Source organism: Holophagales bacterium (assembly GCA_016719485.1).
Taxonomy (GTDB): domain Bacteria; phylum Acidobacteriota; class Thermoanaerobaculia; order UBA5066; family UBA5066; genus UBA5066.
The window spans coordinates 121585-136469 of the sequence record JADJZB010000008.1 but is presented as its reverse complement, the minus strand read 5'-3'; the positions used below and the strand labels follow the sequence as shown (position 1 = coordinate 136469).

Annotated in this window: 18 protein-coding genes and 1 tRNA gene; 15 read left to right on the top strand and 4 right to left on the bottom strand. The window is 71.8% G+C overall.

Annotated elements, in window-relative coordinates; translation table 11 throughout:
- Positions 1-170 precede the first annotated feature (170 nt).
- The 12 genes from IPN03_07030 (at position 171) to bshA (ending at position 10644) form a co-directional block, all read left to right on the top strand.
- Positions 171-599 (top strand): hypothetical protein, encoded by a 429-nt coding sequence (locus tag IPN03_07030; GenBank protein MBK9373479.1) that lies wholly within the window; start codon positions 171-173, stop codon positions 597-599.
- Positions 599-1141 (top strand): F0F1 ATP synthase subunit B, encoded by a 543-nt coding sequence (gene atpF, locus IPN03_07025; protein ID MBK9373478.1) that lies wholly within the window; start codon positions 599-601, stop codon positions 1139-1141. Before IPN03_07030 ends, atpF begins: the two co-directional genes overlap by 1 nt.
- The gene (gene atpH / locus IPN03_07020) at positions 1138-1698 is read left to right on the top strand and encodes an ATP synthase F1 subunit delta (GenBank protein MBK9373477.1); all 561 of its coding nucleotides are present in this window, start codon (positions 1138-1140) and stop codon (positions 1696-1698) included. Before atpF ends, atpH begins: the two co-directional genes overlap by 4 nt.
- A 31-nt stretch (positions 1699-1729) precedes the next feature.
- A complete protein-coding gene (locus IPN03_07015; protein ID MBK9373476.1) occupies positions 1730-3298 on the top strand; it encodes a F0F1 ATP synthase subunit alpha in 1569 nt (522 codons plus the stop codon).
- Positions 3299-3311: 13 nt separating this feature from the next.
- Positions 3312-4190, top strand: coding sequence for an ATP synthase F1 subunit gamma (gene atpG, locus IPN03_07010; protein MBK9373475.1), 879 nt, complete (start codon positions 3312-3314; stop codon positions 4188-4190).
- Between the two features lie 62 nt (positions 4191-4252).
- Positions 4253-5698, top strand: a complete 1446-nt coding sequence (gene atpD / locus IPN03_07005; GenBank protein MBK9373474.1) for a F0F1 ATP synthase subunit beta — start codon at positions 4253-4255, stop codon at positions 5696-5698.
- 4 nt (positions 5699-5702) lie between these two features.
- Positions 5703-6116 carry an ATP synthase F1 subunit epsilon gene (gene atpC, locus IPN03_07000; GenBank protein ID MBK9373473.1) on the top strand — a complete coding sequence of 138 codons (414 nt, stop codon included), beginning with the start codon at positions 5703-5705 and terminating at the stop codon, positions 6114-6116.
- Between the two features lie 4 nt (positions 6117-6120).
- Positions 6121-6387, top strand: coding sequence for a hypothetical protein (locus tag IPN03_06995; GenBank protein MBK9373472.1), 267 nt, complete (start codon positions 6121-6123; stop codon positions 6385-6387).
- 46 nt (positions 6388-6433) lie between these two features.
- Positions 6434-7207 carry a class I SAM-dependent methyltransferase gene (locus IPN03_06990; protein MBK9373471.1) on the top strand — a complete coding sequence of 258 codons (774 nt, stop codon included), beginning with the start codon at positions 6434-6436 and terminating at the stop codon, positions 7205-7207.
- A complete protein-coding gene (gene bshC, locus IPN03_06985) occupies positions 7204-8766 on the top strand; it encodes a bacillithiol biosynthesis BshC (protein MBK9373470.1) in 1563 nt (520 codons plus the stop codon). The genes IPN03_06990 and bshC overlap by 4 nt, the downstream gene beginning before the upstream one ends.
- On the top strand, positions 8763-9497 hold the full coding sequence (gene bshB1, locus IPN03_06980; protein MBK9373469.1) for a bacillithiol biosynthesis deacetylase BshB1: 735 nt from the start codon (positions 8763-8765) through the stop codon (positions 9495-9497). The genes bshC and bshB1 overlap by 4 nt, the downstream gene beginning before the upstream one ends.
- A 4-nt stretch (positions 9498-9501) precedes the next feature.
- Entirely contained in the window at positions 9502-10644 is a 1143-nt protein-coding gene (gene bshA, locus IPN03_06975) for an N-acetyl-alpha-D-glucosaminyl L-malate synthase BshA (GenBank protein MBK9373468.1), read from the top strand.
- Here the strand turns inward: bshA and add are convergent.
- The gene (add, locus tag IPN03_06970; protein MBK9373467.1) at positions 10599-11612 is read right to left on the bottom strand and encodes an adenosine deaminase; all 1014 of its coding nucleotides are present in this window, start codon (positions 11610-11612) and stop codon (positions 10599-10601) included. The two genes, bshA and add, sit on opposite strands and share 46 nt — an antisense overlap.
- Here add and IPN03_06965 point away from each other — a divergent pair.
- The 3 genes from IPN03_06965 (at position 11556) to IPN03_06955 (ending at position 13363) form a co-directional block, all read left to right on the top strand.
- Positions 11556-12062: an RDD family protein gene (locus tag IPN03_06965; GenBank protein MBK9373466.1), complete on the top strand. Its 507-nt coding sequence runs from the start codon at positions 11556-11558 to the stop codon at positions 12060-12062. The two genes, add and IPN03_06965, sit on opposite strands and share 57 nt — an antisense overlap.
- 53 nt (positions 12063-12115) lie before the next feature.
- On the top strand, positions 12116-12934 hold the full coding sequence (locus IPN03_06960; GenBank protein MBK9373465.1) for a DUF4097 family beta strand repeat protein: 819 nt from the start codon (positions 12116-12118) through the stop codon (positions 12932-12934).
- Between the two features lie 120 nt (positions 12935-13054).
- Positions 13055-13363 carry a DUF4870 domain-containing protein gene (locus IPN03_06955; GenBank protein MBK9373464.1) on the top strand — a complete coding sequence of 103 codons (309 nt, stop codon included), beginning with the start codon at positions 13055-13057 and terminating at the stop codon, positions 13361-13363.
- A gap of 64 nt (positions 13364-13427) precedes the next feature.
- Here the strand turns inward: IPN03_06955 and IPN03_06950 are convergent.
- The 3 genes from IPN03_06950 to IPN03_06940 all read right to left on the bottom strand — a co-directional run bounded on the left by IPN03_06950 (position 13428) and on the right by IPN03_06940 (position 14861).
- Positions 13428-13512 (bottom strand) — tRNA-Leu (locus IPN03_06950).
- Positions 13513-13583: 71 nt separating this feature from the next.
- Entirely contained in the window at positions 13584-14012 is a 429-nt protein-coding gene (secG, locus tag IPN03_06945) for a preprotein translocase subunit SecG (protein MBK9373463.1), read from the bottom strand.
- 93 nt (positions 14013-14105) lie between these two features.
- Positions 14106-14861 (bottom strand): triose-phosphate isomerase, encoded by a 756-nt coding sequence (locus IPN03_06940; protein ID MBK9373462.1) that lies wholly within the window; start codon positions 14859-14861, stop codon positions 14106-14108.
- Positions 14862-14885 lie beyond the last annotated feature (24 nt).

Sequence of the window (14885 nt, the reverse complement as noted above, 5' to 3'; positions counted from 1 at the left end):
TGGTTCGCCATCCGCCGGCCGCTCCAGCGGCGCATGGTAGCTCCGCCCCGGGGCCCTTGCGTTGACCGGCACGGCCTCCCTGTGGCATAAACACGGCCCCCGTGCGGAGTTCCGGATCGCGGTGCGCCCGGGGGCGGACCCCGCAGCGGCCCCTGAGAGCGGAACGAGCGATGCAACTGCCCGACCTCTCCCTTTTTCTCGTCGTCATCATCTTCTGGGCCACCTACCTGGTCCTGAGGAAATTCCTGTTGTCGCCGCTCGGCGCCGTCCTGGCCGCGCGGGAGCAACGCGTCGATGCCGCGCGCGCGGCCTCGGAAGCGGCCCTCGAGAGGCAGCGAGAGGTCGCCGTCGACCTCGACCGCCGCCTCACGGAGGCCAGGCGCGAGGCGCTCGCGCACCGGGAGGCCGCCCGGGCGGCCGCCGGTGAACGCCGACAGGCGCTCCTCGAAGAGGCCCGGGAGAAGTCGCGGGTCGTGGCGCGAGAGGCGCAGGCGAATCTCGAACGCGAGGTGCTCGCCGCGCGCCAGCAGCTCGGCGCGGAGACGAAGGCGATCGCCGGCGAGATCGCGAGCTACGCCCTCGGACGAAAGGTGGCCTGATGCCGGCCTCGCTGCTCGCGCGTCTCCTTGCCGGCGGAGCGGAGGGCCCGGCCACCTTCCTCGGCCTTCCCTACCCCTTCTGGCAGACGCTGAACTTCCTCGCGTTCATCGCGCTCCTCGTCTGGCTCCTCCGCAAGCCGCTGGGGCAGTTCTTCGAGAAGCGGCGCCTCGACGTCGCCGAAACGCTGCGCAAGGCGGAAGAAGACCGCGACCGGGCCCAGACTCTGGCCCGGGAGGTCGGCGAGCGCCTCGTGAAGATCGAAGCCGAGATCGAGGCGCTCAGGCTCCACGCGCGGGAGCAGGCCGTGGCGGAGGAGAAGGAGATCGCCGCCCGGGCCGTCGAGGAGAGCGAGCGGGTCGTCGCGCGCACGCGCGCAGAGCTCGACGCCAGGGTGCGGTCGGCGCGAAACGAGCTCACGGCCTACGCTGCGGACCTCGCCGTCGAGCTCGCCCGGGAGCTCGTCGTGAAGAACGTGACGCCCGACGACCAGACGAGACTCGTCGCCGAAGGCGTCAAGAACCTCGCCGGAGACGCCCGATGAAGGCCGCCGGTTCCGCCTTCGCGAGGCCCTACGTCGACGCCCTCTTCGCGGTCGCCGGGTCGCCCGACGCCGTCGAAGCGCTCCTCCCGTCCCTCGACACGGTCGCCCGGGCGCTCCAGGGCTCCGAGGAGCTCCGCGACTTCCTCGCGAATCCCGGGTACGGCCGGACCCAGAAGCGGGGCCTCGTCGCGGCCCTCGCGGAAACCGCAAAGGCGCCCGAGGTCGCGGGGCGCCTTCTGCGAGCGCTCCTGGATCGTGGGCGCATCCTGAAGCTCGCGAACGTCCTCGAGGCGATCCGCGAGCAGCTCGACGTGGAGCGGGGCGTCGTCCAGGCGACGGTCCGGTCCGTCGCACCGCTCGGCGAGGATGCCGAGAAGGGGATCCGCGAGGCCCTCGAGGCGCGCACAGGGACGCGCGTGAGGCTCCGCACCGAACTCGACCCCTCGCTCCTGTCGGGCTTCGTCGTCCGTCTCGGGAGCGAGGTCTTCGACGCCTCCCTTTCGCACCGGCTCACGCGGGCGCGAAAGGCCCTGGAGGGCGCCTCCGGGGCCGCGTGATCCACCACAGGACGAGGAAAGAGACGCCGCAATGACCGACATCAGCGCACGCGAAATCACGCAGCTCATCAAGGCGCAGCTCGCCGGGCTCGACCGCGGCATCGACACCGCCGAGGTCGGGACCGTCCTCTCCGTCGGCGACGGCATCGCCCGCGTCTACGGCCTCGACAAGGTCATGGCGGGCGAGCTCCTGGAGTTTCCCAACGACGTCTTCGGTCTCGCCCTGAACCTCGAGGAGGAAGACGTCGGCTGCGTCCTCATGGGCGACACGTCGAAGATCCGCGAGGGGCACGAGGTCCGCCGGACGAAGCGGATCATCTCCGTCCCGGTCGGCCCGGCGGTCATCGGCCGCGTCGTCGACCCGCTCGGCCAGCCGCTCGACGGCAAGGGGCCGATCGAGGCGGCGGCGTACTACCCGAACGAGCGGATCGCACCGGGCGTCGTCGACCGGCAGCCCGTCAAGGAGCCGATGCAGACGGGGCTCAAGGCGATCGACGCGATGATCCCGATCGGCCGCGGCCAGCGCGAGCTGATCATCGGCGACCGCCAGACGGGCAAGACCTCCGTCGCGCTCGACGCGATCATCAACCAGAAGGGCAAGGGCGTCGTCTGCATCTACGTCGCGATCGGGCAGAAGAGCTCGACCGTCGCGCAGGTCGTCCAGACGCTCGAGGCCAACGGCGCGATGGAGCACACGATCATCGTCGCCGCGAGCGCCTCCGACCCGGCCCCGCTCCAGTACATCGCCCCCTACGCCGGCTGCGCGATGGGCGAGTACTTCCAGTTCACCGGCAAGGACGGCAAGCCCGCCAGCAAGGACAACCCCGGCGGACACGTCCTCGTGATCTACGACGACCTCTCCAAGCAGGCGGCCTCGTACCGCGAGATTTCGCTCCTCCTGCGCCGCCCGCCGGGCCGCGAGGCGTATCCCGGCGACGTCTTCTACCTCCACAGCCGCCTGCTCGAGCGCGCCTCGAAGCTGAACGACGAGCTCGGCGGCGGGTCGCTGACGGCGCTCCCGATCATCGAGACGCAGGCGAACGACGTCTCGGCCTACATCCCGACGAACGTCATCTCGATCACCGACGGCCAGATCTTCCTCGAGTCGGACCTCTTCTACGCGGGCCAGCGGCCGGCCATCAACGTCGGCATCTCGGTCTCCCGCGTCGGCGGCTCGGCGCAGGTCCGCGCGATGCGGACGGTCTCCGGCACGCTCCGCCTCGACCTCGCCCAGTACCGCGAGCTCGCCGCCTTCGCGCAGTTCGGCTCCGACCTCGACAAGGCGACCCAGAGCCAGCTGAACCGCGGCAAGCGCCTCACCGAGATCCTCAAGCAGAACGTCTTCGTCCCGATGGACGTCGCGCTCCAGGTCGCCTCGGTCTTCGCCGGAACGAAGGGCTTCCTCGACGACCTGCGCGTCGAGGCGGTCCTCCCCTTCGAGAAGGTCCTCCACCGGTACCTCACCTCCGAGCGCACCGCCCTCCTCGACGAGGTCCGCGTCGCCAAGAAGATGACGAAGGAGCTCGAGGAAGGGCTGGCGGCCGCCGTCTCGGAGGCCAAGAAGCTCTTCCTCGCCGACAACCCGAGCGCGAAGGCCTGACGCCGGAAACGCCATGCCGAACCTGATCGACATCCGGCGGCGGATCCGCAGCGTCAAGTCGACGCAGCAGATCACGAAGGCGATGAAGATGGTCGCCGCGTCGAAGCTCCGCCGGTCCCAGGAGCGGGTCATCGCCGCGCGCCCCTACGCCGCGACGCTCGGAGCGACCCTCGCCTCCGTGACGGGGCGCATCCCGCCCCGCGAGGACGGCGCCCCGGCCCATCCGCTCCTGGCCCAGCGCGAGGAGAAGAAGGTCGTCCTCGTCGTCGTCACGGGCGACAAGGGGCTCTGCGGCGCATTCAACACGAACGTGAACAGGGCGGCCGGAGCCTTCGTCCGCGAGAAGAAGAAGGCCGGTGTCGAGGTCTCTCTCGTGACGCTGGGCCGCAAGGGGACCGACTTCTGGAAGCGCAGGACGGTGCCCATCCTCGAAGCCCGACCCGGCCTCTTCCAGCGGTTCGGCTACGACACGGCCGCCGAGGTCGCCCGCTCCCTCGCCGCCCGCTTCACCCAGGGCGAGGTCGACGCGGTCTACGTCGTCTTCAACGAGTTCAAGAGCGTCATCTCGCAGATCGTCGGCGTGAAGCGCCTCCTCCCGATCGAGCTCGGCGAGCTCGGGGCGAACGAAGGCGGAACCGACTACATCTTCGAGCCGGGGCCGGACGTCATCCTCGGGCGGCTCCTCCCGCGGCACGTCGAGTTCCAGCTGTTCCGGGTCCTGCTCGAGTCGAACGCGGCCGAGAACGCCGCGCGGATGACGGCGATGGAGTCGGCGACGAAGAACGCGGGCGAGATGATCGACTCGCTCACCCTCACCTACAACCGGGCGCGCCAGGCGAAGATCACGAAGGAGCTCATCGAGATCGTCTCCGGGGCAGAAGCGCTGAAATGAGATCTCGCTCCACGTTCCCGTCCCACGAGTGCTCCCGGCCCCGCCGGCCGCAGAGGTAGAACATGGCCATCGAAGGCAAAGTCGTCCAGGTCATCGGCGCCACCGTCGACGTGGAGTTCCCGGGCGGGCACCTGCCGTCCATCCTGAACGCCGTCCACATCACCGACCCGGACGGCCTCTCCACGATCCCGATCGACCTGATGACCGAGGTCGCCCAGCACCTCGGCGAGAACCGGGTCCGCTGCATCTCGATGAAGCCGGCGGACGGCCTCGTCCGCGGGATGAGGGCCCTCGACCTCGGGCAGCCGATCACGGTCCCGGTCGGACCCGAGACGCTCGGGCGGATCCTGAACGTCATCGGCGAGCCGGTCGACGGGCTCGGGCCCGTGAACACGAAGGAGCGCTGGCCGATCCACCGCCACGCGCCCGCCTACGACGAGCAGAAGACCTCCGTCGAGATGTTCGAGACGGGCATCAAGGTCATCGACCTCCTCGAGCCGTACACGAAGGGGGGCAAGACGGGCCTCTTCGGCGGCGCGGGCGTCGGCAAGACCGTCCTCATCCAGGAGCTGATCAACAACGTCGCCAAGGCGGCGGGCGGCTACTCCGTCTTCGCCGGCGTCGGCGAGCGGACCCGCGAGGGCAACGACCTCTGGCTCGAGATGACCGAGTCGGGCGTCATCGACCCGCACGACTGGAAGAAGTCCAAGTGCTCGCTCATCTACGGGCAGATGACCGAGCCGCCGGGGGCGCGCCTGCGCGTCGGCCTGACGGGCCTCACCGTCGCCGAGTGGTTTCGCGACACCGAGGGGAAGGACGTCCTCCTCTTCATCGACAACATCTTCCGCTTCACGCAGGCGGGCTCGGAGGTCTCGGCCCTCCTCGGGCGCATGCCCTCCGCCGTCGGCTACCAGCCGAACCTCGCGACCGAGATGGGCGAGCTGCAGGAGCGGATCACCTCGACGAAGAAGGGCTCGATCACGTCGGTCCAGGCGATCTACGTCCCGGCCGACGACCTGACCGACCCGGCCCCGGCCACCGCGTTCGCCCACCTCGACGCGACGACGGTCCTCTCGCGGCAGATCGCCGAGCTCGGCATCTACCCGGCCGTCGACCCGCTCGCCTCGACGTCGAAGATCCTCTCGCCGATGACCGTCGGCGAGGAGCACTACGCCGTGGCCCGGCAGGTCCAGCAGATCCTCCAGAAGTACAAGGACCTGCAGGACATCATCGCGATCCTCGGCATCGACGAGCTCTCGGAGGACGACAAGCTCGTCGTCGCGCGGGCCCGGAAGATCCAGCGGTTCCTCTCGCAGCCCTTCCACGTCGCCGAGCAGTTCACCGGCCTGCCCGGCAAGTACGTCAAGATCGCCGACACCATCCGCTCGTTCAAGGAGATCGTCGAGGGCAAGCACGACGAGGTGCCCGAGCAGGCGTTCCTCCTGCAGGGGACGATCGAGGACGTCCTCGAGCGCTACGAGAGGATGAAGAAGGCGGGCGAGGCCTGAGGCCGTGGCGGAGCCCGGCCACCTCACGCTGACGGTCGTCACGCCGGAGCGCTCCGTCGTGGAGCGTGTCGCGTGCGACTCCGTGTCGCTGCCGGGCGAGCTCGGCGAGCTCGGGATCCTCCCGGGTCACACGCCGCTCGTCGCGCTTCTCGGCGTGGGGCGCGTCACCTGGACCGACGGCGGGAAGAAGACGGCCGTCGCCGTCCGCGGCGGGTTCGTCGAGGTGGCGGGGGACGCCGTCCGCGTCCTTGCGGATCTCGCCGCCGAGAAGGACGGCATCGACGCCACCGCGGCGCGCGAGGCGCAGAGCGAAGGGGAGGTCCGGCGGCTCGGCGTGGTCGGGCAGGAAGAGCTCGACGCCGTCAACGCCGACGTCGCCTTCGCCGAGGCGAAGATCGCCGTCGTGCAGGGAGGCTGAGGCCATGGCGGACGATCGGGAAGACGCGAGGGACGGCGCGCGGGTCCACGAGGCGTTCGACGCGGTCCGCCGCGATCTGGACGGCCGCCTCGACGTCGAGGAGCAGGCCGCCGTCGAGCGCCTCCGCGACGCCGCGGCGGGCGGCGACGCCGCCCGCGCGCGCGAGGAGATGGCGTCCGTCAAGGAACGCCACGGCTGGCTCCACGAGGAGCTCGTGAAGCACCCGAGCCTCGCGACGATCATCGACGAGCTGGCGCTCTGGGGCTTCTGAGCCGCGCGGGGGCCGGCCCGGGGCCGACCTCGTATCATCCTCTGGCTTGAGCACCGAGACGGACCGAGACCCCTGGTACGCGAGCTGGTTCGGAGAGGAATACCTCGCCCTCTACCCGGACCGCGACGACCTCGAGGCCGAGCGGCAGGCCCAGTTCGTATACGGCCTCCTCGGCCCCTACGCGGCGAAGGGGCGCGGCGGGATCCTCGACCTCGCCTGCGGTACGGGCCGGCACGCCGTGGTCCTCTCCCGGCACGGGACGCTGGTGACCGGCGTCGACCTCTCGGCGACGCTCCTGGCGAGAGCGAAGGCCCGCCGGGCCGATCCCGCCCCCGGATTCGTCCGCGCCAACATGCTGCGGCTCCCGTTCGTGCGCCGCTCCTTCGGGGCGGTCGTCAACTTCTTCACCTCGTTCGGCTACTTCGACGACGCGGCCGACGACCTCCGCGTCGTCGGCGAGATCGGCCGGGTCCTCGCGCCCGGCGGCGCGTTCCTCTCCGACGTCTTCAACGCCTCGCGCGTCCTCTCGACACTCGTCTCGCGCGAGGAGAAGACGGTCGCGGGGGAGCGCGTCTCCATCCGGCGCCGGTACGACGCGGCGACGCGGAGGATCGAGAAGGAGATCACGATGGGAACCGGCCCGCAGGCGCGCACGTTCCGCGAGAGGGTGCGCGTCTACATGCGCGACGAGCTCGAGGCGCTCCACGGGGAGGCGGGGCTGCGCGTCACGGCCGCCTTCGGCGACTTCGACGGCTCTCCCTTCGACGCGCGCCGGTCGCCCCGGCTCATCCTCCTCGCCGTGTCCGGAGCTGCGCGGTGACGGTCGCGCTCGAGCGTCTCCCTGGAATCCCGCGCCTCGCGCTCGGCCACGCCACCGGCGAGCCCGACGTGACGCGGTTCCTCGGCGAGAGGGCCACGGCGCCCGCGATCGCGGCGCGCGCCGCGGCCGTCCTCGAAGCGTTCTCTCCCCGCGGCGGCGCCGACCCGGCCCTCGCGGAGCTCGCCGCCGGCCGCCGTGCCGGGGTCTTCACGGGTCAGCAGGCCGGCCTCCTGACGGGGCCGCTCCTGACGACGGTCAAGGCCCTCGCGGCGGTGAAGATCGCCGAAGCCCTGACGCCGCTGGGAACGGACCTCTCGCCCGTCTTCTGGTGCGCCACGGAGGACCACGACCTCGTCGAGGTGACGCGGGTCCCACTTCCGGGACCCGACGGCGCCCAGGAAGAGGGGCCCGATCCGGAGCCCCTCTCGAGGAACAGGCGGCCGGTCGGGGCGCTCCCGATCGAGGTCGACGTCGCGGCCCTCCTCGAGCGGGCGCGCTCCGGAACGGGCGCCCTTGCCGACGAGGAGAGCCTCGCTGCGCTGCGGGCAGCGCACGAGGGGGCGTCCTACCGCGAAGCCTTCGTCGCCTCCCTCTCCTGGCTCCTCGACGAGCCCTCGCTCCTCTTCGCCGACGCAGCGCGGCCGGAAGAGAAGCCCATCCTCGTGCCGCTCGCCGTCCGCCTCGTCCGTGAAAGAGCCGAAGTGCGCCGGCTCCTCGCCGGGCGCGCCGCCCAGCTCGCGGCGGCTGGTCACGCGCCGCAGGTCGTCTCGGAGTCGGAGTCCCTCCCGCTCTTCGCCCTCGTCGACGGCGAGCGCCTCCTCCTGCGCGAGAGGGACGGCCGGCTGGAGCTCAAGGGGCGCGACGGAGAGCGGTTCGACGCGGAGGACGTCGTCGCGCGATTCGAGTCGGGAGAGTGGCTCCCGTCGTTCTCGGCGCTCACGAGGCCGCTGGCGGCCTCGACGCTCTATCCCGTGGCGGCCACGGTCCTCGGCCCGGCCGAGCTCGCGTACTGGGCGCAGATGCTTCCCCTCTTCGAATGGGCCGGGATCGTCCCGCCGGTGCTCGTGGCGCGGCCGATGGCCGCGCTCGTGACCGCCTCCGAGCGTCGATCCCTCGAGAAGCTCGGCCTCGGGCTCGGGGACCTCTTCGCCGGGACCGACGCCCTCCTCGCGGCGCGGGGCGCCGCCCGCGAGGGAGCCCTCCTCGCGGACCTCGCGGGAGTCCGTGACGCCGCGCTCGCAGCCCTCGCGGACCTGGCTCCGCGCCTCGCGGCCGTGGAACCCGGGCTGGGCAAGCCGCTCGAGACGACGCGCGAGAACCTCCGCTTCAGCCTCGACAAGCTCCTCGAGCGGACCCGCGCGGCGGCGGGCCGCGCGAACGAGACCGAGGCCCGGCAGCTTCGCCGCCTCGCCTCCGCGCTCGCCCCGGGCGGCCGTCCCGCCGAACGCGTCTACGGCCCGCTCCCGTGGCTCCTGAGGTACGGACGCGCGGGCCTCGTCGGGCCCCTGAGGGAGCAGCTCCGCTGGGACGTGGCGGGCCTGCAGGAGATCGTGCTGTGAACGAGCGGGAAACGGTCGAGATCCTGGCCGTCGGGGCGCACCCCGACGACGTCGAGCTGGGCTGCGGCGGCACGCTCGCCCTCCTTTCCCGCCGCGGCCGGAGCGTCGGCATCCTCGACCTGACGCGCGGCGAGGCGGGAACCCGGGGAACCCCTCAGACCCGCGCCGCCGAGGCGGCCGAGTCGGCCCGCATCCTCGGGGCGCTCTTCCGCGACGGCCTCGACCTCGGCGACGGCAATCTCCGCACGGACCGGTGCGCCGAGCTGGAGGTCATCGACGTCATCCGCCGCCGGCGCCCGCGCCTCGTCTTCGCCCCGCTCGCCGTCGACCGGCACCCCGACCACGTGCGCGCGTCCCGCCTCGTCACGGACGCCGCCTTCTACGCGGGCCTTCGCACCCTCGAGACGGGCCGCGCGCCGCACCGGCCCCAGCAGGTCGTCTACTACCCCTCCACGTTCCTCGCCGAGCCGACCTTCCTCGTCGACGTGACGGAAGTCCTCCAGGTCAAGCTCGCCGCCATCCGCGCCTTCAAGAGCCAGTTCTTCGACCCCGCGTCGATGGAGCCCGCGACCTTCATCTCCTCGCCCGAGTTCCTGGAGGGCGTCACCGCCCGGGCGCGCGCCTTCGGGCGCCTCGCCAACGCGGGCGCGGCGGAGGGGTTCGTGTCACCGAGGCCCCCGCTCCTCGCCGACCCGCTCGCCGCCTTCGACGGCTTCGAGACGGGGTACTGAGCCGATGAAGATCGGCATCGCCTGCTACCCGACGTTCGGGGGCTCGGGCGTCGTCGCCACAGAGCTCGGGCACGAGCTCGCCGTCCGCGGGCACGACGTCCACTTCATCAGCTACGCCCTCCCGTCGCGCCTGAACCTCTTCGCCGAGAGGGTTTCCTACCACGAGGTCACGGTCCCGACCTACCCGCTCTTCAACTACCCGCCCTACGACCTCGCCCTCGCCACGCGCATCGTCGACGTCGCCCTCCACGAGGGGCTCGACATCATCCACGCGCACTACGCCCTCCCGCACGCGATCTCGGCCCACCTCGCGCAGGAGATGCTCCTGCCGCGGCGCCTCGCCGTCGTCACGACGCTCCACGGGACCGACGTGACGATCGTCGGGCAGGACCGCTCCTACCTGCCGATCACCCGCTTCGGCATCGAGCGGTCCGACGCCGTCACCGCCGTCTCCGAATACCTCGCGCGCGTGACGCGCGAGGTCTTCGACCCCGCCAAGGAGCTCGACGTCGTCCCGAACTTCGTCGACCCCGAGAGGTGGAAGCCCGACGGCGGCCAGCGGGGGACGACCTGCTTCGCGCGGGGCGGCGAGCGGCTCCTCCTCCACGTTTCGAACTTCCGGCCCGTCAAGCGGGTCCTCGACGTCGTCGAGGTCTTCGACCGCGTCCGGCGGGAGGTCCCGAGCCGCCTCCTGATGATCGGCGACGGGCCGGACCGGCCCGCGGCCGAGGCGCTCTGCCGGGAGAAGGGGATCGCGGGGCTCGTCCATTTCCTCGGAAACACGCCCGCCGTACAGGAAGTGATGCCGGCGGCCGACCTCTACGTCCTGACGACCGACATGGAATCGTTCGGCCTCTCGGCCCTCGAGGCGCAGGCGTGCGGTGTTCCCGTCCTCGGGTACCGCGCTGGCGGGCTTCCCGAGGTCATCGAGAGCGGGACGACCGGGTACCTCAGGGAGGTCGGAGACATCGACGGCCTCGCGGCCGACGGCGTCGGCCTCCTGAGGGACGACGAGGCCTGGGCCGCGGCCTCTCGCGCCGCGCGGGAACGCGCCGTTTCCCGCTTCGCCGCCGACGCCATCGTCGGCCGCTACCTCGCGATCTACGAGCGGGTCCTGGCGGAACCGGCGGCGGGCGCGGGGGGCTGATGGCGGCCGGGGGGCGCAAGCGCCGCCCGAAACCCGGCGCCGGCCACGGCGGCGAGCTCCCGGGGAGTCGCCCCGAGACGGGCCAGCTTCCGGTACTCGCCGAGGAGGGTCGTCCCGAAGAGGCCGGGGTCGTCGGTCGACAGGGTGACGGTCACCCCGGCGCGCAGCAGCGCGAGGACCGGGTGCCGCGCGAGCGGGACGGCGCCGGTGGCGTCGTTCGACGTGAGGCAGACGTCGAGCGCGACACCCGAGCGGGCCAGCCGCCGGACGAGGGCCGGGTCGCCGGCGGCGCCGATGCCGTGGGCGATCCGCCGGGGCTTCAGCCAGCGCAACGCCTCGGCGACCGACTCGGGGCCCCCCACCTCCCCGGCGTGCACGACGGACCCCAGGCCGAGCCCCTGCAGCCGGCGATAGACCGTGGAGAAGTCGCGCGCGGGAAGGGACAGCTCGTCTCCGCCGAGGCCGAAGCCGACGGCCCGGGGCCAGGGATGCCGGGCGTGCAGGTCGAGGACGCGGTGCGCCGCGTCGGGGCCGAAGTGGCGGACGGCGTCGAGCAGGACCCGGATCCGTCCATGTCCCCGGCGCTCGTGCCCGGCGAAGACGGTCTCGACCGCGTCCCGCACGGACGGCCAGTCGAACCCGAGCCGGTCGACGATGGCGGGAGAGACGTAGACCTCGGCGTAGGTGATCTGCTCCCGGCGGAGCCGGGCCGTCAGGTCCCCGGCGACGAGGGCGAAGTCTTCGGGTCCCCGCAGCAGGCGGCAGACGTCGCGGTAGAGGGCGAGGAAGCCGGGCAGGCCGTCGAACGGCTGCCGGGCGCGGACGGACGCCAGGCCGGGGAAGAGGGGCGAGCCGGCGCGGTGCGCGAGCCGGACGAGCGTGGCGGGCCGGACGGACCCCTCGAGGTGGAGGTGGAGCTCGGCCTTCGGCCGGAGGCGGAGGGCCCGGAGGGCCTCGACGACGTTCACGCCGGCCCATCCTACGGGACGCCGAGGCGGGAGGTCTTCACCGCCGTTCCCTCCGAGCGCCTCTGGCTGCGCGCCGCGGCACTGGGCCTCGACCTGATCTGTCTCGCCGGGGGGCCCCTTCTCGTCGCCACGGTCGTGGTCTTTCTCGTCGTCCTTCTCGCGGCAGAGCCTCCCGCGGGCCTGCCGCGGGTCTTCCGGGCGGCCCAGGTCCTTTTCGTGGTGCTCTTTCTCCTGCGGGACGCGCGGGGGGCGAGCCCCGGCAAGGTCCTCCTCGGGCTCTCCGTCGCCCGGGCGAACGGGGGCCCCGTGAGACCGCTCGATTCGGTGCTCCGGAACCTTCCCCTCCTCGTGCCGGGTCTGAATCTCCTCGAGGCGGTCGCGGTCGCCCGGAGGCCCGACTCCAGGAGGCTGGGAGACCGCCTGGCCGGGACGACGGTGGGCGAATCGTGACCGTGGCGAAACTTTCGGAGCTCCTCGTTCGTTTCTGCTGGTGGAGGCCGCCCATGGACCGATCCCGCCGTCTTCCCCGTCTCTTCGCGCCCCTCGCCGCTCTTTCGCTCCTCGCGGCGGCCCTCTCGGGCGCCGCCCTGGCCGGTCAGGCCCTCGAGGAAAAGTTCGAGAAGACCTACGACGGCACGGGAATCGACAGCCTGAGGCTCCAGAACGTGAACGGCCCCGTCCGGGTCGGCACGTGGGAGAAGGCCCACATCCGGGTGTCGGCCGTGAAGCGGGCCAAGGGCTCGCGCGCCGAGGAAGCCCTCCAGGAGACGCAGATCCGGGTGACGAAGCAGGGCTCGACGCTGGATGTCGAGACGATCCTGCCCAAGCCCACCCGGAGCTGGGGAATCTTCAGCTGGGGGAACCAGGCCGGGGCCGAGGTCGCCTACGAGCTCTCGCTTCCCGCCGGCCTGACGGTCGACGTCGAGACCGTCAACGGCCGGGTGTCGGCCGAAGGGCGGCTCGGCTCGCTGACCCTCAACACCGTGAACGGCTCCGTCCGGGTCGAGTCGCACGACGGCCCCCTCCAGGTGAACACCGTGAACGGGTCCGTCGAGGTCGCCTTCGCCGGGCCCCTCCAGGCGGCCGACCTCGAAACCGTGAACGGCTCGGTGACGGTGGCCTGCGCCCGCGACGCGTCCTTCCGATTCGACCTGCAGACGGTCAACGGAAAGATCCGGTCCGACTTCTCCGAGGTGTCGGTCGAGGGAAAGTGGGGCCCGAAGGAAGCGCGCGGGGCGATCGCGGACGGCAAGGGCCGCCTGGCGGTCGAAACCGTCAACGGCGAGGTCCGGATCGTGGCGATCGAGGCCGCCGGGCGCTGAAGCGGCATTCTCCCCGTAGACTCCGGTTCGCACCGAAAGGAGAACGCGATGCCGGATGATCTCGGAGCTCCCGTTCCACCGCTGCCCCCCCCTCCGCCGCCTCCTCCGCCTCCGGCACAGGTGAGCTCGAACCGCACCGTGATGCTCGTCCTGTCGTACCTCGGGATCCTGGCCCTGATCCCCCTCCTCACGGAGAAGAACGATCGCGAGGTGCAGTGGCACGCCCGGCACGGCCTCGTCCTGCTCGTCGCCTACCTGATCCTGACGGTCGGGCTCTTCGTGGCGAGCTTCGTCATCGGCATTCTCGGGATGCTCCAGATCCCGCTCTGGCTCGGCTATCTCGTCGTGATGATCCTCTGCATCACGAACGCGACGAGCGGGAAGCGGTTCGTCATCCCGGGGATCTCGGAGCTGGCCGAGAAGATCTGAAGTCGCCCGGCCCCCGGAACGATCGAAGGCCCGCCTTTCGGCGGGCCTTCTCGGATCTGATGAGTGGTGCCCTGGGCCAGACTCGAACTGGCACGGATTGCTCCACACGCCCCTCAAACGTGCGCGTCTACCAATTCCGCCACCAGGGCACGGTGGTGAGGGAGGGAGATGATACCGATCCGCCGCGAGGAATCAAGCCTCGATGCGGATCGGAACGTAACTACTTCTGTGCCGGACCTGCGGGAGCCGGGGCGGCGGTCGCGGGGGCTGCAGCGTCGGTCGCGGGGGCCGCGGCCGGAGCGCCGGTCTCGGCAGCCGGAGCCACGGGGACCGCGTTCGCCGGGGCCGGAGCGGCCGGGACGGCCGGGGCGCTCTTGGCCGGCGGCTGGGTGCCGAGCTGCTGGAGGACCGAAGACTTCGGTCGCGCCTGCAGCAGCGAGATCGCGACGGCCAGGACGGAGAACGCGACGAACGACCACGTCGTCACCTTCTCGAGGACCGTCGTCGCACCGCGCGCGCCGAACGTCGTCTGCGACGAGGAGGCGCCGAAGGCGCTCGCGACGTCTGCTCCCTTCCCCTGCTGGAGGAGGACCACCAGGATGAGGAACACGCAGACGATGATGTAGATCGGGACGAGGACGTAAATCATGCACGAGCTCCGGCCCGCCGCCCGGAGGCGAAACGGGCCGACGAGAATACCCCACCGGCCTGAAAAGCCCAAGACCGGGGGGAAAGAGGAGCGTCAGCCTCCCGCGGCAACCGCGAGGGCGGCGAAGTCGGCGGGAACGAGGGAGGCGCCGCCGACGAGCCCGCCGTCGATCTCGTCGCGCGAGAAGAGCTCCCGGGCATTCGCCGGCGTCACCGAGCCGCCGTAGAGGATCCGCACGCCCGCCGCCGCCGGGCCGAACCGGTCCGCGAGCCGGGCCCTGAGGAAGGCGTGCGCCGCGACGGCCATGTCGGGGGTTGCGGCGCGGCCGGTTCCGATCGCCCAGACCGGCTCGTAGGCGAGGACGAACCCGGGCGGCAGGCTGTCGCCAAAGAGGTCGAGCGCCTTCATCTGCGCGGCCAGAACGACTTCCGTCTGCCCGCCGTCCCTCTCCTCGAGGGTTTCGCCGACGCAGTAGACCGCCACGAGGCCGGCGTCGGCGAGGCGCTTCATCTTGCGGGAGAAGTCCGCCTCGGTCTCCCTCCGGTCGCGCCGGCGCTCGCTGTGCCCGACGAGCGCCATCGCCACGCCGAGGTCGGCGAGCATCCCGACGGAGACCTCGCCGGTGAACGCCCCCTTCGGCTCGACATGGACGTCCTGTGCGGCCAGCTTCACGCGCGTCGGGGCGAGGTGACGCCCGACCCGCTCGAGCGCCGGGAAGGCGGGCGCGATCGCGAGGTCGACCGACTCCGGCAGGCCGCCGAGCCGCGAGAGGAAGTCGTCGCAGAACGCGGCGGCCTCGGCCGGGGTCTTGTTCATCTTCCAGTTCGCGACGACGAGGGGCGTGCGGATGGATGTCATCGAAGGCCTCCGTGG